At 63.0% G+C, this 17,880-nt stretch carries 18 protein-coding genes; all 18 read left to right on the top strand.

The genetic code is table 11. The annotated features are described in order from the left end of the window. Positions 1 to 285 precede the first annotated feature (285 nt). The 18 genes from tsaB (at position 286) to rpoS (ending at position 17,879) form a co-directional block, all read left to right on the top strand. The gene (tsaB, locus tag IV098_RS10535) at positions 286 to 990 is read left to right on the top strand and encodes a tRNA (adenosine(37)-N6)-threonylcarbamoyltransferase complex dimerization subunit type 1 TsaB (RefSeq protein WP_296888902.1); all 705 of its coding nucleotides are present in this window, start codon (positions 286 to 288) and stop codon (positions 988 to 990) included. Beyond that, entirely contained in the window at positions 987 to 1,469 is a 483-nt protein-coding gene (rimI, locus tag IV098_RS10530) for a ribosomal protein S18-alanine N-acetyltransferase (protein ID WP_296888900.1), read from the top strand. The genes tsaB and rimI overlap by 4 nt, the downstream gene beginning before the upstream one ends. Further along, the gene (locus tag IV098_RS10525; RefSeq protein ID WP_296888898.1) at positions 1,463 to 2,152 is read left to right on the top strand and encodes a uracil-DNA glycosylase; all 690 of its coding nucleotides are present in this window, start codon (positions 1,463 to 1,465) and stop codon (positions 2,150 to 2,152) included. Before rimI ends, IV098_RS10525 begins: the two co-directional genes overlap by 7 nt. A gap of 12 nt (positions 2,153 to 2,164) precedes the next feature. Continuing rightward, complete coding sequence (locus tag IV098_RS10520) at positions 2,165 to 3,220, top strand: class I SAM-dependent methyltransferase (RefSeq protein ID WP_296888896.1); 1,056 nt, start codon at positions 2,165 to 2,167, stop codon at positions 3,218 to 3,220. Positions 3,221 to 3,234: 14 nt separating this feature from the next. Next, positions 3,235 to 3,885, top strand: a complete 651-nt coding sequence (locus IV098_RS10515) for a LemA family protein (RefSeq protein WP_296888895.1) — start codon at positions 3,235 to 3,237, stop codon at positions 3,883 to 3,885. A gap of 6 nt (positions 3,886 to 3,891) precedes the next feature. Continuing rightward, entirely contained in the window at positions 3,892 to 4,749 is an 858-nt protein-coding gene (locus IV098_RS10510; RefSeq protein ID WP_296888893.1) for a YgcG family protein, read from the top strand. Then, positions 4,743 to 5,249, top strand: a complete 507-nt coding sequence (locus tag IV098_RS10505) for a TPM domain-containing protein (RefSeq protein ID WP_296888890.1) — start codon at positions 4,743 to 4,745, stop codon at positions 5,247 to 5,249. Before IV098_RS10510 ends, IV098_RS10505 begins: the two co-directional genes overlap by 7 nt. Before the next feature lies 1 nt (position 5,250). Further along, on the top strand, positions 5,251 to 5,658 hold the full coding sequence (locus tag IV098_RS10500) for an NfeD family protein (protein WP_296888889.1): 408 nt from the start codon (positions 5,251 to 5,253) through the stop codon (positions 5,656 to 5,658). Positions 5,659 to 5,676: 18 nt separating this feature from the next. Beyond that, entirely contained in the window at positions 5,677 to 6,588 is a 912-nt protein-coding gene (locus tag IV098_RS10495) for an SPFH domain-containing protein (RefSeq protein ID WP_296888887.1), read from the top strand. A gap of 144 nt (positions 6,589 to 6,732) precedes the next feature. After that, a complete protein-coding gene (locus IV098_RS10490) occupies positions 6,733 to 7,638 on the top strand; it encodes a hypothetical protein (protein WP_296888885.1) in 906 nt (301 codons plus the stop codon). Between the two features lie 189 nt (positions 7,639 to 7,827). Next, positions 7,828 to 8,379, top strand: coding sequence for a hypothetical protein (locus IV098_RS10485; protein WP_296888883.1), 552 nt, complete (start codon positions 7,828 to 7,830; stop codon positions 8,377 to 8,379). Positions 8,380 to 8,468: 89 nt separating this feature from the next. Further along, positions 8,469 to 8,783 carry a hypothetical protein gene (locus IV098_RS10480; protein ID WP_296888881.1) on the top strand — a complete coding sequence of 105 codons (315 nt, stop codon included), beginning with the start codon at positions 8,469 to 8,471 and terminating at the stop codon, positions 8,781 to 8,783. 129 nt (positions 8,784 to 8,912) lie between these two features. After that, a complete protein-coding gene (locus IV098_RS10475; protein ID WP_296888879.1) occupies positions 8,913 to 10,685 on the top strand; it encodes an autotransporter assembly complex family protein in 1,773 nt (590 codons plus the stop codon). Continuing rightward, entirely contained in the window at positions 10,682 to 14,473 is a 3,792-nt protein-coding gene (locus tag IV098_RS10470; RefSeq protein ID WP_296888877.1) for a translocation/assembly module TamB domain-containing protein, read from the top strand. Before IV098_RS10475 ends, IV098_RS10470 begins: the two co-directional genes overlap by 4 nt. Positions 14,474 to 14,576: 103 nt before the next feature. Then, on the top strand, positions 14,577 to 15,320 hold the full coding sequence (surE, locus tag IV098_RS10465) for a 5'/3'-nucleotidase SurE (protein WP_296888874.1): 744 nt from the start codon (positions 14,577 to 14,579) through the stop codon (positions 15,318 to 15,320). After that, entirely contained in the window at positions 15,305 to 15,985 is a 681-nt protein-coding gene (locus IV098_RS10460) for a protein-L-isoaspartate(D-aspartate) O-methyltransferase (protein WP_296888873.1), read from the top strand. The genes surE and IV098_RS10460 overlap by 16 nt, the downstream gene beginning before the upstream one ends. Then, complete coding sequence (locus IV098_RS10455; RefSeq protein WP_296888871.1) at positions 15,982 to 16,929, top strand: peptidoglycan DD-metalloendopeptidase family protein; 948 nt, start codon at positions 15,982 to 15,984, stop codon at positions 16,927 to 16,929. Before IV098_RS10460 ends, IV098_RS10455 begins: the two co-directional genes overlap by 4 nt. Further along, positions 16,926 to 17,879 (top strand): RNA polymerase sigma factor RpoS, encoded by a 954-nt coding sequence (gene rpoS / locus IV098_RS10450; protein ID WP_296888869.1) that lies wholly within the window; start codon positions 16,926 to 16,928, stop codon positions 17,877 to 17,879. Before IV098_RS10455 ends, rpoS begins: the two co-directional genes overlap by 4 nt. Position 17,880: the final 1 nt, after the last annotated feature.

Here is a 17,880-nt window from a genome sequence, read left to right as displayed (position 1 = left end):
ATACGAAGCAGGGGCGCAATTTTAACCCGGTTAATCCATCAGGGCGCGCGATGATGGCGAGCCGGTTTGCGAGGCAATTTTGTTGCTTGGGAGAAGCCCATGGTTGTTCCATGGGCGCCGAGCAAGCGGCAAAAATGACCGCAAAGCGGCCGCCAGCGCGTGCGCAGGCTCGAAGAGCCGCCTGATGGATTATCCGGGTTTATGCTATTTCCTGCCGCCGGATAAATTGCACGACTGCCGCACCGTGTCGTGTTGCCGCGTGCGACTACCGGTAAAATTGCGCCGATGAAATTGCTCGTGATCGATACTTCCACCGAATGGTGCTCGGCTGCGTTGTGGCTGGATGGCCGCATCCTCGCCCGCCGGGTGCTGGCCGAACAGCAGCACAGCAGCCTGTTGCTGCCGATGGTGGATGAACTGCTGCGTGAGTCGGCAACCAGCCTGCGCCAACTGGATGGCATCGGCTACGGCGCCGGGCCGGGTTCGTTTACCGGCCTGCGCATTGCCTGCGCGGTCACCCAGGGCCTGGCGCTGGGTGCCGATCTGCCGGTGGTGGGCGTCTCCACGCTGGAGTCCATTGCCGAGCAGACCCGCTCTGAACAAAACAGCCCGGAGCAGGTGCTGGCCGTGCTCGATGCGCGCATGGCCGAGGTCTACTGGGCCGCGTACCGGCGAAGCGGGACCGGCTGGCAGTGCGTGACCGAACCTGCGCTGGCGCTGCCCGAGTCGGTAAGCGTGCCGGAAGGCGGCGACTGGATGGGCGCAGGCAATGGTTTCATCGCCCTGGGCGCAGTGCTGCTTCCAAGGCTGGCGGCGCATCTCACGCGTATCGACGATACCCTGATGCCCGATGCCGCCGCGATGGCGGGCTTGGCTGCCCGTGCGTTCGAGCGCGGCGAAGGCATGGACGCCGCGCTGGCCGCGCCGATTTATCTGCGCGACAAGGTGGCATTGACCATCGACGAACGCCGGGCGAAACGAAGCGCATGAGTCACGTACCCCTCAGCGAAACCCGTGTCATTGCGCAGGGTCTGCGCGCCATGACCGTGGCCGACTTGCCGCTCATTCACCCGATCGAACTGGCGAGCTACGACCATCCGTGGAGCATCGGCAATTTTGCCGACTCGCTCGGCGCCGGTTACAGCATGTGGGTGCTCGAAGCCGGCGGCGACGTCATGGGGTATTACGCCATGATGGCGGCGGCGGGCGAGGCGCATCTGCTCAACCTCACCATCGCGCCCGACTGGCGGCGCCACGGCCTGGGACGCGATCTGCTCGCGCACTGCCTGGCGCGCGCCTGCGAGCAGCAGGCCGGCAGCGTGTTTCTGGAAGTGCGCACCTCCAACATCGCTGCCATCAGCCTGTATCACAGCAGCGGTTTTGTCGACCTGGCCGTGCGGCGCGCCTACTACCCCGCAGGCGAAGGCCGCGAAGATGCGCTCATCATGAAAAAGGACTTGTCGTGTTGAGCAAGGATGACGTGTTCACCGAACTGGGCATCGGCCCGGTGTGGCGCCTGCGCGAAGCCGCGCCCGCTGCACCGCTCTCCATTCCCGGCTCCCCGCTCCCCGCTCACGCCTCACCGCTCACCACCTGGGACGCCCTCGCCGAAGCCGTCGCCCACTGCACCGCCTGCAAGCTGCATCCAACCCGCACCCAGGGCGTGCTCGGCGTGGGCGACCGCAATGCCGACTGGCTGATCATCGGCGAGGCGCCCGGCGCCGACGAAGACGCCCAGGGCGAGCCCTTCGTCGGCCAGGCGGGCAAGCTGCTCGACGCCATGCTGGCGGCCATCGGCCTGCAGCGCGGCAACAATGTCTACATCACCAACGTGCTGAAATCCCGCCCGCCCGGCAATCGCGATCCCGCGCCCGATGAAATCGCAGCATGCCGCCCCTATCTGCTGGCGCAGATCGAACTCATCCAGCCCAAGCTCATCCTGGTGCTGGGACGAATCGCCGCGCAAAGCCTGCTCGATACCCAGGAGACGGTCGGCCGCCTGCGCGGACGGGTGCACGCGTTCCAGAATGTGCCGCTGGTGGTGACGTATCATCCTGCCTACCTGCTGCGCACCCTGCCCGACAAGGCGCGGGCGTGGGAGGACTTGTGCCTCGCCCGGCGCACTTTTAACGCCCTGATCCCAGAATCCTGACTCCTTCGAAACATGAAACTTCTGCATTCCGCGCTGCGCTTCCGCGTCAATTATTTTTCCGACCTCGGTCGCCATCAGGTGGTGGTGTGGATGCCGGCCGACACGCCGCCGGTCGACGCCCAGGTCGATGTCGGTCCGAAAATCGAGTTCGACGTACCGCTGCAGGCCTTCCGCAGCGAGATCGCCCCGTTGCGGGTGGGGCGCTTCTATCCGTCGCAGCTGCTGCATGCCGACGATGCGCCGGGGCCGATGTTCCGCGTGATGAAGATCGATGGCGATCATTTTTCCGCCAATTTCAGCCACCCGCTGCAGGGTCGCATTTTCAGCATCGACAGCGGCAAGAGCGATGTCGGCACCGAACCCGTCGGTCATGTCGGGCAGCTGCTCGAATGGAGCGGCATGGAAACGCAGATGTTGACGCCGACCGAGTTTGGCGGGCCGGACGCCTACACCCGCGAAGATGAAACCCCCGATCCGGATTTCTATGCCCAGCCGCGCAAGCTCATCCACGTCGACGCCGTGTGCGCGCGCCGCATCCAGGCCCTGTACCGCACGGTACTGCCGGAAAACGCGCGCGTACTCGACCTGATGGCCGGCTGGCGCTCGCACTTGCCCGATACCGTGCAGTCTGCCGTGGGCTTGGGCTTGAACGCGGAGGAACTGGCGGACAACCCGCAACTGGCCGAGCGTGTCGTGCACGATCTCAACAGCGATCCCAAACTGCCATTCGCCGACGCCAGTTTCGATGCGGTGGTGTGCACGGTGTCGTTCGAGTATCTGACCCAGCCGGAAAAAATCGTCGCCGAAGCGAAGCGCGTGCTGAAGCCGGGCGGCATGTTCGTGGTCACATTGTCGAACCGGAACTTTCCACCCAAAGTCATTAAACTGTGGACGCAGTTGCATCCGATGGAACGCATGGCCTGGGTGGGCATGCTGATCAAGAACGCGGGTTTCAAGAAAGTGGAAACCTATCTGGAGCGCGGCTTGAAGCGCCCCAGGGACGATCGTTACGCGGACCGCTTGAATGAGTCCGACCCCCTGTTCGCCACCTGGGGCGTGGCACCCTGACCGAGGAAGACGACATGTTGAAATGGCTGTGGATTTCTTTTATGGCGCTGGCTTTGTCCGGCTGTGGCTACAACACGTTTCAGACCACCGACGAGGAGGTTAAGGCGGCGTGGGCCGAAGTGCTGAACCAGTATCAGCGCCGGGCTGACCTGATTCCCAACATCATCAGAACCATTAAGGGTGAGGCCAACTTCGAGCAAGAGACGCTGACTCGGGTGATTGAGGCGCGCGCCCGCGCCACCGGTATCCAGGCCACGCCCGAGCTAATCAACGATCCAGAAGCCTTTGCCAAGTTCCAGGCCGCGCAGGGCGAGCTCACAGGTGCGCTGAGTCGGTTGATGGTAACGGTGGAGCGGTACCCCAATCTGCAGACCAATCTGGGCTTCCAGGATCTGCGTGCGCAACTCGAAGGCACCGAGAACCGCATCACCGTCGCGCGCAACCGCTATATCGATACGGTGAAGGTCTACAATGTCGCGGTGCGTTCGTTCCCGTCCAACCTGACCGCGATGCTGTTCGGCTACAAGACCAAGCCCAGCTTCACGGTGGAAAACGAGAAGGCGATTGCCACCTCGCCCACTGTCGATTTTGGCGCACCCGCGCCAGCACCCGCTCCAACTGCTCCGGTCAGCGGCGACACGCCGGCTCCCGCGCCCGGATATTGATCGCTGATGATCCGGCAGCTGCCGACGCGATTCGCGTTCGGCTTCCTGTGCTTCTGGTTCGCGCTGTCCGCCTGGGCTCAGGTGGCGGTGCCGGACTTGTCGCGCCGGGTCACCGACCGGAGCGGCACGCTTTCCACGCAGCAAATCGCCGAACTCGATACCCAGCTCGCCGCACTCGAAGCCAGAAAGGGCAGCCAGATTGCCGTGCTGATTGTGCCCACGCTGGACGGAGAAGACATCGCGCAATTCGGCATCCGGGTGGCCGACAAATGGAAAATCGGCCGCACTAAAGTGGACGACGGCGTGATCCTGATCGTCGCCAAAAACGACCGCAAGCTGCGCATCGAAGTGGGCTACGGACTGGAAGGCGCGATCCCCGACGCGATTGCCAAACGGGTGATCGCCGAAACCATCACGCCGTATTTCAAGGCGGGCGACTTTTACGGCGGCATCTCGGCTGGGGTGGCGCAGCTCGTCAAGCTGATAGACGGTGAGTCGCTGCCCGCGCCGACACGCTCGAATCAAGCGAGCGATCCGGGTGAAGGCCTGCTGGTCTTCATGGTGCTGGGCTTTATCTTCGGCAGTTTTCTGGCCCCCATGCTGGGGCGCGGCACCGCCAGCGGCGTGGCCGGTTTGGGCACCGCTGGCCTCGCCTGGATGAGCTCGGGAGCGCTGCTGTCGTCCTTGCTGATGGGCGGCGGGGTGCTGCTCGCCGTGCTGTTTCTTGGAGCGCTGGGGCGCGGCGGTGGGGGTGGCTGGGGCAGCGGCGGCTATGGCGGCGACGGTTTCGGTGGTGGTGGGGGCGGCTCCTGGGGAGGCGGGGGCGGGGGTTTTGGCGGCGGAGGCGCATCGGGCTCATGGTGAATTTCAGTCGCTGGCTCAAGCATCTGTTCATGCCGCCGTGGGCGTGGCGGCGCGCGTTTCCGCATGCTGCGCTGGACGCAATCGAGTCTGCGATCCGTCAGTCGGAAACCCGCCACAATGGCGAAATCCGCTTTGCCATCGAAACCAGCCTCGCACCCGCCCGCGTGTGGCGCGGCATGAGCGGCCGCGAACGCGCCATTGAAATCTTTTCGGAACTGCGCGTGTGGGACACCGAACACAACAGCGGCGTGCTGATCTATTTGCTGCTGGCCGACCACGATATCGAGATCGTGGCCGACCGCGGCATTGCCGCGCAGGTCGAGCAATCGGCCTGGGAAGCGGTGGCGCAGGCGATGGAGGCCGCCTTCCGCCAGGGCGAGTTCGAGCGCGGCGTGCTCAACGGAATCGAGCAGGTGAGCGCGCTGCTGGCGACGCATGTGCCGCCGCGCAGCAGTAACCCAAACGAACTGGCCAACCGGCCAGTGATCATCAGGAGTTGAAATGCAGGCTTATGTGGTGTGGTGGATTCTGGCAGCCGTACTGGTGGGGGTGGAACTCACCAGCGGCACGTTTTACCTGCTGGTGTATGGCGCTGCGGCCGCGGTGGCGGGCATCGCCGCCTGGCTCGGCGCCGGGCTGGTGGTGCAGCTGCTGACCGCGGCCGTGATCGCCGTCGCCGGCACACTGGCCCTGCGCCACTGGAAGCGCAGCACGGCGCATCCTGAAAGCACGGTGCAGGACATGGATATCGGCCAGCCGGTGATACTCGATACCTGGCAGGACGGGCGCGGCCAGGTCAAATATCGCGGTGCGCTGTGGGACGCCGAGGCCGAATCGGCCAGCGTCGACAGCGCGCGCCCGCTGATCATTCGTGCAGTCAAGGGCAACACACTGGTTCTCGGAAATTAATCAAAAGGGGTTGGAAACATGGACGTCGTCGCACTGGTTTTTCTAATCGTCATCGCCATCGTCGTCGCCAAGGGCGTGCGCGTGGTACCACAGCAAAACGCCTGGGTGGTCGAACGCCTCGGCAAGTTCCACGCCGTGCTCGCGCCCGGCCTCAATCTGGTCATTCCGTTCATCGACAACGTGGCCTACAAGCATTCGCTGAAGGAAATCCCGCTCGATGTGCCGAGCCAGGTTTGCATCACGCGAGACAATACCCAGCTCGCGGTGGACGGCATCCTGTACTTTCAGGTCACCGACGCCAAGATGGCATCCTACGGATCGAGCAATTACATCGATGCCATTTCTCAACTGGCGCAAACCACCCTGCGCTCGATGATCGGCAAGATGGAAATGGACCGCACCTTCGAAGAACGCGACGATATCAACCGCGGCGTGGTGATGGCGCTCAACGAAGCCTCGACCAACTGGGGCGTCAAAGTGCTGCGCTACGAAATCAAGGATCTGACTCCGCCGAAAGACATTCTCCACGCCATGCAGCGGCAGATCACCGCCGAGCGCGAGAAGCGCGCGCTGATCGCCTCATCCGAAGGCCGCATGCAGGAACAGATCAACATCGCCACCGGTGCACGCAATGCGGCGATCCAGGAATCCGAAGGCGAGATGCAGGCGGCCATCAACGTCGCCCAGGGCGAAGCCGAAGCAATCAAGGCGATCGCCGCCGCCAACGCCGAAGCGATCGCCCGCGTCGCGCGCGCCGTCGAACTGCCCGGCGGCATGCAGGCGGTGAATCTGAAAGTGGCCGAGAAATACGTCGAGGCTTTTGCCGGTATCGCAAAAACCGGCAACACCCTGATCGTGCCGTCGAATATGGCGGATATCAGCTCGCTGATCGCGGGGGCGATGAGTGTGGTGAAGTCGCAGAATCCCTGATGGACATCAGGCGGAGCGGGGTGGTTTTGAGCAACCCGATAAGTCAAAGGGTGACCACATGAAGCAAGATTACCGGACATGTCCGGTAATCTTTTATTCCGTCACGTGACGGCTATTTAACGTTAGATTTTTCTAGGAGGCTTTGTGGCCAAACAACTTGAACACGAACAAAAACAAGTCGCGGCTCAACCGGAATGCTTTGTAATCATGCCAATTGCCGACCCGGATGGTTATGACAAAGGGCATTTTTCAAAAGTTTACGAAGATATCTTCAAGCCAGCATGTGAAAAGTCGAATTTCAAACCCGTTCGGGCAGATGAAGTTAAGCAAACGAATCTGATTCATCTGGATATTCTGCAAAAACTCATAGATTCACCGATGGCAATTTGTGATCTGAGTTCAAGGAATCCAAATGTCCTGTTTGAGTTGGGGCTGCGACAGGCTTTCGATAAACCGACAGTTCTGGTGCAAGAGAATGGCACGCCAAAAATATTCGACATTGCCCCACTCAGGTATACGGAATACCGCAGGGATTTGAGGTATCGGGACGTGCTAGAGGATCAGGAATCAATCGCTCAGGCAATTGCCGCAACAAGAGAGTCAACTGCAAAAGGCGATGGGGTTAATTCGATTGTCAGCATACTTTCACTAGCGAAGCCCGCGACTCTTAAAGAAGTGGCCGAGGGCGATTCGTCAGGGCTGCTTCAGTTGGTTCGAGCAGAGATGAGTGAAATGCGCTCTGACTTTAGGAAAGCCATGTTTATGTTTGAGTCCGTTAATAATCGGACCTTCGTTGGAAGTGGCGGTTCAGCTAGCAATTTCAGGCGGCGTATCAGTGAAGCCCGAGACTCGTTGCGAGAAGCTGAAATGATGATGGAAAAAGGTGCACCACTTGAAATTATCGTTAACTTAACGAGTCGTACGCAAAAAACACTATCCCGAATTGTCGACGCAGACGTTCCTGAAGAACACAGAGCTGAAGCCAGGCACCTATTTATGATGGCTGACAACCTTGAACGTGCAGCTGTATCAAGGCAAGAGAAAATCTAACATTGCGCTCAACCTCGCTCCCTTCGGTCGCTGGACGCTGCGCGATAAAGCCGCGCAGCGCCGGTTAGCTCTACGTTCGGCCTCATCGTAATGTCACACAAGACTCCTCAAGAGTTTGTCGGCCCAAGCAAAGACGGATTCGAGCGCGACCCTCTTGGGTACGGCGCACTCGCATGGCACAAATGGGCTATGGCACAAAACCTCGCCGGCTACTTTGTCGACCTAGAGGCTGGTCCAGTCGAGGAAGATTTGAAATCCCCCGTGCTTTGGTTGTCTCATGCGCACGCAATGTCTGAATCTGCTCGCGTCTTGCTACAAGGGGCGCCCAATCTAGCGGCAATGCCTGAGAGTGTCCGTGGAGCTTGCCATTGCCAATATCACGCCGTCGCGCTAATGCTTGTTGGCTACAGCCTCGAAATCTGCCTCAAGGCCATACTCATTATTAAGAAGGGTATTCCTGCCTACCAAGCGGAAGAGAAGAAGCACCGCCACCATAATCTCGGCAAGCTGGCTAGTTTTGTCCCTGGCTTGACCGCTAAAGATCAGGCAACGTTGCAAGCACTCTCTCATTTCGTGCGTTGGGCAGGTCGCTACCCTGATCCCGGGTTAGGAAATCTTAGTCAAGCGGAGGAGATATTCACACTCTCTGAGGGACACCAAGTCAGCGCGAAGGAGCTATTTACCTTGGCTGCCCGAATCATGGCCTATTCCGGTAACGTAATTGCCGAGGTATCGCCATGAGGCCGAACCCATCATTCCACCGGACGCTGCGCGATGAAGCCGCGCAGCGCCGGTGAATTCAAACGTTGGGCCGCAAAAGGACGTCGCTCATGACTGAATCTGAGTATGACAAGCTTGAATCGCTGTGCGCGGACTTTCAGCGTCAATGGATCGCCGCCCTGAGCGATACCTTGAAGAAGCATGAGGTTCCGAGAGAGGTGGCAAAGTCAATCTGTGGTGAATTCAGCTTCGACCTCTCGATGCTATTCGATCAAGGCGAAATTGAGTTTGAAGGGAGCACCTACAGACCGTTCGTAGCGTTCACCGATGATGGCGACGCCCCATCTCTTGTTATCGAACCTAATGGCCCCCAGTTTCACGAATACGCATTTGGGACTACCGAAGAAGCTTACGAGGAGAAATAAACGAAACAAAGGGGACGCTTCCCTTAAATGGCTGCGGAGATAAGCGATGCGTCCCTGAACCACGCTGATTATCTTGTTGCCGCCGGTTCTCGCCTAGAATTCGGCATTGCCTCGTTTTCCGCTCTGCACTTGCGCCTCCGCCTTTTTTCTCTGGTTTTTCTGTCCCTGCTCGGACTGGCGGCGGCTTCTGCACACGCGCTGGAGGTGCGGGTGGATGCGCCGGAGGAACTGAAGCCGTTGCTGGAGCAGTATCTGGAAACGGCGCGGGCGGTGCGCCTGGGGGAGGCGCTGACGGATGAGGAGTTGCTGCGCTTGCAGCAGACAAGCCTGGTCACGGCGCATGAACTCCTGGCGACCGAGGGTTATTTCTCCCCGCAAATCAGTTCGACGATAGAGGGGGCGGGCGCGAATCAGCGGGTGCGCTATTCGGTGGTGCCGGGGCCGCGCACGTTGGTGGGGGCGATCGATATCCGGTTCGAGGGCAGGCTGGTCGAGACGCCGCAGGCGGATGCAGCCAAGGATACGCTGGAGGCCCGCAACAAGCGTCTGCGCAAGCGGATCCTCGACAATTTTGCGCTGAAGCCAGGGATGCCGTTTCGCCAGGCAGACTGGGATGCGGCCAAGAATACGGCGCTGCGTCCCTTGTTGCGCAGCACCTATCAGGCGGCGCGTCTGGCCAGCAGCGAGGCCAGAGTCGACCCGGCGGCCCAGCGTGCGAGTTTGTCCCTCGTCATCGACAGCGGCCCGGCATTCTTCTACGGACCGCTGCAGATCAGCGGCAACGAACGGTATCCGGCCAGCGTGATCGCGGCACTCAATCCGGCCGTGACGGGCGAGCCGGTGCGCCAGCAGCAGATGCAGGATTACCAGCAGGCGCTGGATGCCACCGGCTATTTTTCGCAGGTGATCGTGCTGGTGAATCCCGATCCGGCCGTGGCAGCGGCCGCGCCGATCCTGGTAACAGTGGTCGAGCGCAAGGAACAGCAGCTGAGTTTTGGCGTGGGCTACAGCACCGACACAGGCGCACGCGTGCAGACCACGTATCTGCACCGCGATATTTTCGGATCGGGCGAGCGCCTGAAACTGGAACTCAAGCTGGAACACCTTGAAAGCTCGGCGCTGGCCGAGCTGGCCTGGCCGCGTTCGGCCAGGGGCTACGAAAACCGCACCTCCCTGTCTTTCCTGCAGGAAGAAATCGAGGGTCAGGACACCGATAGCTGGAAAACGGTAATCAGTCGAAACCGCAAGCGCGACCGCATCGATGCCACGCTTTCCCTGCAGTATCAGTTCGAAAACCAGACCGTGGACAGCCTGCCCACCGTGCAGAACGAGGCGCTCAGCCTTGGCTACGCCTGGATGCATCGTACGGATGGCCGCGCGTTTTACCCGGTGCGCGGCCACATTACCAACCTGCAGGCCAGCGTAGCGTCGGAAAGCCTGCTGTCGAAAACCAGCTTTGTCCGGCTGTATGGCCGCCATACCGAATATTTCAAACTGGGTGACAAGGGCCGCCTGTTGCTGCGCGGTGAACTGGGCGCGGTGATGGCGGAACACCTCGAAGGTATTCCCACCGACTTCCTGTTTCGTGCCGGCGGTGAAAACTCGGTGCGTGGCTACAAACACGAAAGCCTCGGCCTGAACGTGGCCGGCGCGGTGCAGTCGGTGCGCAACCTGGCCACCGCCAGCATCGAATACAACTACTTTTTTACGCCGACCTGGGGCGCCGCGCTGTTTGTCGATGCCGGCGATGCGGCGGACAGTATCGACGAGCTGTCTCCGGCGGTGGGCGCGGGTGTGGGCGTGCGCTACAAATCGCCGATCGGTCCGATCAATGTCGACCTCGCCTACGGCCAGGAAACCGAAGAATTCCAGGTGCATTTCCAGCTCGGGGTGGCATTTTGAAGCGCCTGCTGTGGATCGGGCTTGCGGTCTTGACGCTGCTGCTGGGGCTGCTCGGCGGGCTGGCCTGGCTGACCGCGACGGCGGATGGCTTTCGCTGGCTGACCCGCGAAGCCTCCAGCCTGAGCCAGGGCAAGCTCAGGATCGAAGGCGTCGAGGGGCATTTGCTGACGCCGCAGCTGGGCGTGCGCTATCTGGAATTCAGCAGCGAGACCACGCGCATCCGGGTCGAGCACGCCCGCCTGGACTGGCGCGCGCGCGCGCTGCTGCAGCGCCGCCTGGATATCCGCCAGCTCACCGCGCAGCGGATCGAGGTGACGACGCTGAAGCCCAGCGCCGAACCCGCCACGCTGCCGGCTAACCTGCGGCTGCCGTTCGGACTGGAGCTGGGCCCGGCGCGGGTGGATCTGGCGCGGCTCGACATCCGCGAGGGCGAGCAGACCGTGAGCCTGACGGACATTCGTCTGGGCGTGGATGGGCGGAAGCAACGCTGGCAGGTGCAGCTCGATTCTCTGGTATCGCCGTGGGCGAGCGTGCGCGGGCAGGCGGGCATGGATCAGAACGCACCGTTCGCCCTCAGCGGGCATCTCGCCGCCGACACGATCGAGCCGCTGCCGGTCAGCGCCGCGCTTGATCTCAGTGGACGGCTCGAAGCGATTCAATTCCGGTTGAGCGCGCAGACAACCGGTAGCCCCGCAAGCCCGGCGCCGCGCGACCTGAGCCTGCTGGCCCAGGGCGAGATCGCACCGTTTGCCGAATTGCTGCTGCCGCAGTTGCTGCTGGCAGGGCAGGGCATCGATCCGGCACAGTGGGTGGAAGGGGCGCCGAGTGCTCGTCTGGCGTTCTCCGGCATCTTCCAGCAGCTTCCGGGCAAGCGCCTGCTCGGCAGCTTCAGTCTGGAAAACGCGCTGGCGGGCACACTCGACAGCGGGCGCATGCCGCTGGCCAGCCTGAGCGGTGCGGTGCTGGGCGACGCCCGCCACGCCGACTTCAGCATGCTGGAAATCGATCTCGGCGCAGCCGGGCAGCTGAGCGGCGAGGGCCAGTGGCGCGACGGCCGCTTCGTTCTGAACTTGAACAGCGATCGCCTGAACCTGGCGGGCCTGCACAGCAGCCTGTATGTCAGCCACATCCGTACCACGCTGAAGCTGGACGGCGATGCCGAACGCCAGCGTCTGCACGCCGAGGTCGACGGAAATTATGGCAAGGGCCAGTTCGTACTGACCCACGACGCCGACAAACTGGCGCTACAGGCGCTGGATCTGAGCGGCAAGCACGGCGGCCAATTGTCGGCGCAGGGCAGTGTGCAGTTGAGCGGCAAGCAGGCCTTTGCGGCGAAATTCGATCTGGCGCGGATCAACCCGGCGCGCTTCGGCGCCTTTCCGCAGGCGCGGCTCAATGCACGGGGGCAGGTCAGCGGCGCGCTCAAGCCGGGCTTCAGCATCAAGGCCGGCTTCGAGCTGCCGCTGGGCGAGCTCGAAGGCCATCCGGTGGCGGGCAAAGGGCGGCTGAATTTTGCTGGCGGCCGCCTGTTCGACACCGAGATGGACGTCAATCTGGCGGGCAACACCGTGCAGCTGCGTGGCGATTTTGCGCCATCCAAGGTGCAGGCGAACTGGCAGATCCACGCGCCCGCGCTGGAGCGGCTGGCGCGCCTGGGCACGCGTTACCTGGGCTTCGATCTGGCCGGCCAGCTGGACAGCGAAGGCCGCGTGTCGGGCAGCGCCGCGCGGCCGCAGATCAACATGCAGGCCAACGCACGCGGCTTGCGTTTGCCGGGCGGCGTCATGGCCGACAGCCTGAACCTGCAGCTCGACATGCAGGCAACGGCGACCGGCGCCTTCAACGGAAAATTGACGGGGCAGGGTTTGGCGCTGGGCGAATACCGCGCTTCGTCGATTCGGCTCGACGTGCAGGGATGGCGCAGCGCCCATGCGATCGAACTCGATGCGCGCCTGCCTGAGTGGCAGGTCACGGCGCAGGCGCAAGGCGGGCTCGACGACAAGCAGGTATGGCGCGGCCGCCTGCTGCAGGCCGAAATCGACGGTGCCTGGCCGCTGCGCCTGCTGGCGCCCGCCAGCCTGAGTCTGGGTCAGGATGTGCAGCGCATCGATGACGTCGCGTTCAGTTTTGCCGGCGGGCGCGTGTCGCTCGACCGCTTCGAGCGCCGCGCGGGGCTACTCGCCACACGCGGCAGCTTCGCCCGCCTTCCGATCGCGCCGCTGCTGGACCTGCTGGAAGAGCAGCTGCCGCTCCGCACCGACCTGCGGGTCGTCGGAGAATGGGATATCCAGCTCGACAACGCGCTCGATGGCCATGTTGTCCTGCACCGCGAATCGGGCGGGGTGACGCTCACCGACCCGGCACTGGCGCTCGGCCTCACCCAACTCGATATCGAACTGCGCGCCGTGGCAAACCAGTTGAGCGCGCGTGTCGATATCGACACCGCAGAGACCGGGCGGATCCATGCGGAAGGGCGTACCCGCCTGACGCTCGAAGACGGCAAGCTGATGTGGCTGCGCACTGCCCCGCTCAACTGGAGCGCCCAAGCCAGGCTGCCCGATCTGCGCGCAGTGCGACCCTTCCTGCCGCCTGGTATCAAGGCGGATGCGCAGCTTGCGTTCGATCTGTCCGGCAGCGGCACGCTGGCGCAGCCGGTGCTGGACGGCACGCTGGCCGCCAGCGGCATCCGCTTCACCATGCCGGAAGAGGGGCTCGCCATCCGCGATGGCGTCCTCAAACTGAAGCTCGACAACAACACGGTCAGCGTGAGCGAAGGTGTGCTGGAAGGACAGACCGGCCGCATCCTGCTGACGGGCGCGGCGTCCTGGCGCAATCCCGAAGGCGGGCTGACGCTGAAGGCCGAGAAATTTGCCGTGCTCACCCGCAGCGACCGCCGTCTGTGGCTGTCGGGCACCACCCGCCTGGGCTATGCGGCGGGACGCCTGACCCTGGAGGGCGACCTGCGCGCCGACAAGGCCCGTATCGAAATGCCGGAAGCGAGCCGTCCGCGCCTGTCCGACGACGTGGTGGTGGTGGGGCAACCGCCGCGCGCCGACGCCCGTGCCCACCGCACGCCGCTGGATATGGATCTGCGCTTCGATCTCGGCGACGACTTCCTGTTCAAGGGCGCCGGCATCGACGCCCGGCTCGGTGGAAAAATCCGCGTGTTCACCCTCAACGAGGCGCTGCGCGGAGAAGGCAGCATCAAAGTCGAAAAAGGCCGCTACTCGGCCTATGGCCAGAAGCTCGATATCGAGCGCGGCGTGCTCACCTTTACCGGCCCGATCGGCAATCCCACGCTCGACATCCTGGCCGTGCGCAAGACCGGCGACGTCACCGCCGGCGTCAAGGTCAGCGGCAACGTCGAGCGTCCGCTGGCGAAGCTGTATTCGGATCCCGCCATGTCCGATACCGAAACGCTGTCCTGGCTGGTGTTCGGGCACGGCCTGGAAGAGGGTGATAGCGCCAAGTTCGGCGCGTTGCAATTGATGGCGGGTGCGTTGCTGAGCCAGGCCGAATCCGTCAGCCTGCAGAGCGAGCTGGCGGAATTCCTGTCGATCGACAACTTCGAAGTGCGCGGCGGCGACAACCCCGAAGACATATCGACGACTGTGGTCAGCGTGGGCAAACGCATCAATTCAAAACTGATGATGAACTACGAACAGAGCCTGGACGGGCTGGAGCAGATCGTCAAAGCCATCTACCAGTTTTCGCCCAAGTTCCGGGTCGAGGTGACGACCGGCTCGAACACCGGACTGGATGTGTTTTACACGCTGGAGTACGACTGATTCGGTCACAGGCCGGTGTTAGAATCGGTGACATGTCAGATGTCTGCTTTTACACCATGAATTTCCTGCGTATTTTGCCCCTCCGGCATGGAGACTTCCGCTGATGCGCATCCTGCTTTCCAACGACGATGGTTACTTTGCCCCCGGCCTGGCTGCGCTGGCGCAGGCTCTTGCGCCGCTGGCCGAGATCACCGTAGTGGCGCCCGAGCGCGATCGCAGCGGCGCCTCCAATTCGCTGACGCTGGACCGGCCCTTGCTGCTGCGGCAGGCGCCGAGCGGCTTTTATTACGTCAACGGCACACCGACCGATTGCGTGCATCTGGCGGTCACCGGCATGCTCGACCATCTGCCCGACATGGTGATTTCCGGCATCAATCACGGCGCCAACATGGGCGACGACACGATCTATTCCGGCACCGTCGCGGCCGCCACCGAAGGCTATCTGCTGGGGATTCCCTCGATTGCCGTCTCGCTCGCCAGCCACAATGCGCAGCATTTCGCGACCGCCGCGCAGGTGGTGGCCGATCTGGTCAAGCGCATCCAGGCGCAGCCTCCAACCGAACCGATGCTGCTCAACGTCAACGTCCCGGATTGCAGCCGGGACGATCTCGACGGCATCCAGGTCACCCGGCTCGGCAAGCGCCACAAGGCTGAATCGGTGATCAAGAGCACCAACCCGCGTGGCCAGACTGTGTACTGGGTGGGCGCGGCAGGCGCGGCCGCCGACGCCGGCGCCGGCACCGACTTCTTCGCCGTGGCGCAAGGCCAGGTGTCGATCACGCCCTTGCAAATGGACCTGACCCGCTACAACCAGATGGACAGCGTGAGCGCATGGCTGAAATCATGAATTCCCGCGCCGGTATCGGCATGACCTCGGCGCGCACGCGCGGCCGCATGGTCGAACGCTTGCGCGAACTGGGCATCAAGGACGAAATGGTGCTGTCGGCCATGGGCGAGGTGCCGCGTCACCTGTTCGTGGACCAGGCGCTGGAGTCGCGCGCTTACGAAGATACGGCGCTGCCGATCGGCTTCGGGCAGACGATTTCCAATCCCCACATCGTGGCGCGCATGGCCGAACTGGCCCGCCATGGTGAAACCGGGCAGGGGCGGCCGCTTGGCCGCGTGCTGGAAATCGGCCTGGGCTGCGGTTATCAGGCCACCGTGCTGGCCAAGCTGGCGCGCGAAGTGGTGTCGATGGAACGCATCGCCGCGCTGGTCGGCAAGACCCGGGTGCGCCTGCGCGAACTGCGGGTGAACAACGTCAAGCCCAAGCATGGCGACGGCATGAACGGTGCCAGGGACTTTGCCCCATTCGACGCGATCGTGATTGCCGCAGCGTTCGGCGAAGTGCCGCAAGTCCTGCTGCCGCAGCTTGCCGACGGCGCCCGGCTGGTGATGCCGCTGGGCAACCAGACCCAGACGCTGTGCGTGGTGGAACGCCAGGGCGACACCTACACCGAACGCTTGCTGGAAGGGGTGAAATTCGTGCCCCTGCTGCCGGGGGTCGCATGACCGGGTTGGCGGGCTGGTTCGGCAGCTTGGCGCCAGGTCTGATCTTGCCGGGCCTGGTCTTGCTGGCGCTGGTCGGTTGCTCGTCGAGCGGCACCGCGCCGGTGAGCGAGCGAACTGCCGGTACTGCAAGCAGCAGCAAGCCCGCCGCCGCGCGTCCGCGCACATCGCCAATCACCCCCTCCACCACGGGCCGTCATACCGTGCAACGTGGCGACACGCTGTATGCCATCGCTTTTGCCAACGGCCTGGATTACCGCGATGTCGCGCGCTGGAACCGGATCGAATCGGTCGACCGCATTTTCGTCGGCCAGGAATTGCGGCTGACGGCGCCGCCGGGCGCAGTGGAAATCCAGCCGCTGGACGATGACCCCGCGCCGAGTGCGCGCCCGCTGGCCGAGCCGCTGGTGTTGAAAACCCCGCAGGCGGTGTTGCTGCCGTATTCGGAAGCCAATTGGGCGCAGGTCAACACGCCCCCGGCAGTTGTGGCCGCAAAACCGCCCGTGGTCAAAGTGGCGCCGGTAGTCGCCACCACGTCCGCGGCCTCCGTGCCTGCTGCCCCCGTTCCTGCGGCGACGGTTGGCGACTGGCTGTGGCCCGCCGAGGGCACGCTGGCCGGGCGCTTCGGTGCGGCAGGCGGCAAGGGCATCGACATTGTCGGAACGCGAAATGCGCCGGTGATCGCGACCGCCTCCGGCAAAGTGGTCTACAGCGGCAGCGGCCTGCGCGGCTATGGCAAACTGCTGATCATCAAGCACGCGGGCGAGTTTCTTTCGGCCTATGCGCACAACGAGAGCATCCTGGTGAAGGAAGGCGACAGCGTGACGGCCGGCCAGAAAATCGCCCTGATGGGCGACAGTGATTCCGACCGGGTCGAACTGCATTTTGAAATACGCCGTTATGGCAAACCGCTCGATCCCCTTGTTTACCTGCCGGAGCGTTCATGAGCCAGGAACCCAGCGACGAATCCGAAGAGTCGGCAGACCTGCCGCTCGACGAGCCGGAAGAAGCCGAACACGCCGCCGTCGACAGCGTGGAGGAGCTGGCTTCGGCCATTCTGGGCGAGTCGCAGGTGGACGTCACCCAGCTCTACCTCAACGAAATCGGCAAATCGCCGCTGCTGACGGCCGTTGAAGAAGCCGCACTGGCCCGGCGCGTGGTGCAGGGCGATTTCGAGGCGCGCCAGACCATGATCGAGCGCAACCTGCGGCTGGTGGTCAATATTGCCAAGCACTACGCCAATCGCGGGCTGACGCTGCTCGATCTGGTGGAGGAGGGCAATCTCGGCCTGATCCACGCGCTGGAAAAATTCGATCCCGAGCGCGGCTTCCGATTCTCGACCTACGCCACCTGGTGGATACGCCAGAACATCGAGCGAGCGATCATGAATCAGTCGCGCACCATCCGGTTGCCGGTGCATGTCATCAAGGAACTCAACATCTACCTGCGCGCCAAGCGCCATCTCGAAACCCACGGCATCAGCGACGCCACGATGGAAGACATCGCCGCGCTGACCAGCCATCCGATCGAGGACGTGCGCCGCATCATGCAACTGAACGAACGCGTCACCTCGCTCGACGCGCCGCTCGACATCGATCCGACGCTGTCGCTGGGCGAGGCGATTGCCGACGACAACGCTCACTTGCCGGACGAAATGCTCCAGCTCGAGGAAATCGGCCACCACGTGACCGAGTGGATGTCGCAGCTGAACGACAAGCAGCGCTGGGTGATCGAGCGGCGCTTCGGGCTCAATGGCCTGGAAACCTGCACCCTCGAAGATCTGGCGACCGAGTTGCAGGTGACGCGCGAACGCGTGCGGCAGATCCAGATGGAATCGCTGCGCATCCTGCGGCAGCTGCTGCGGCGGCGCGGCATGTCCAAAGACCAGCTGTTCTGAC

This window comes from Thiobacillus sp., from assembly GCF_018780105.1.
GTDB lineage: Bacteria > Pseudomonadota > Gammaproteobacteria > Burkholderiales > Thiobacillaceae > Thiobacillus.
Note: the sequence above shows the minus strand (reverse complement) of the source record. Positions and strands in the feature narration are given on the sequence as shown.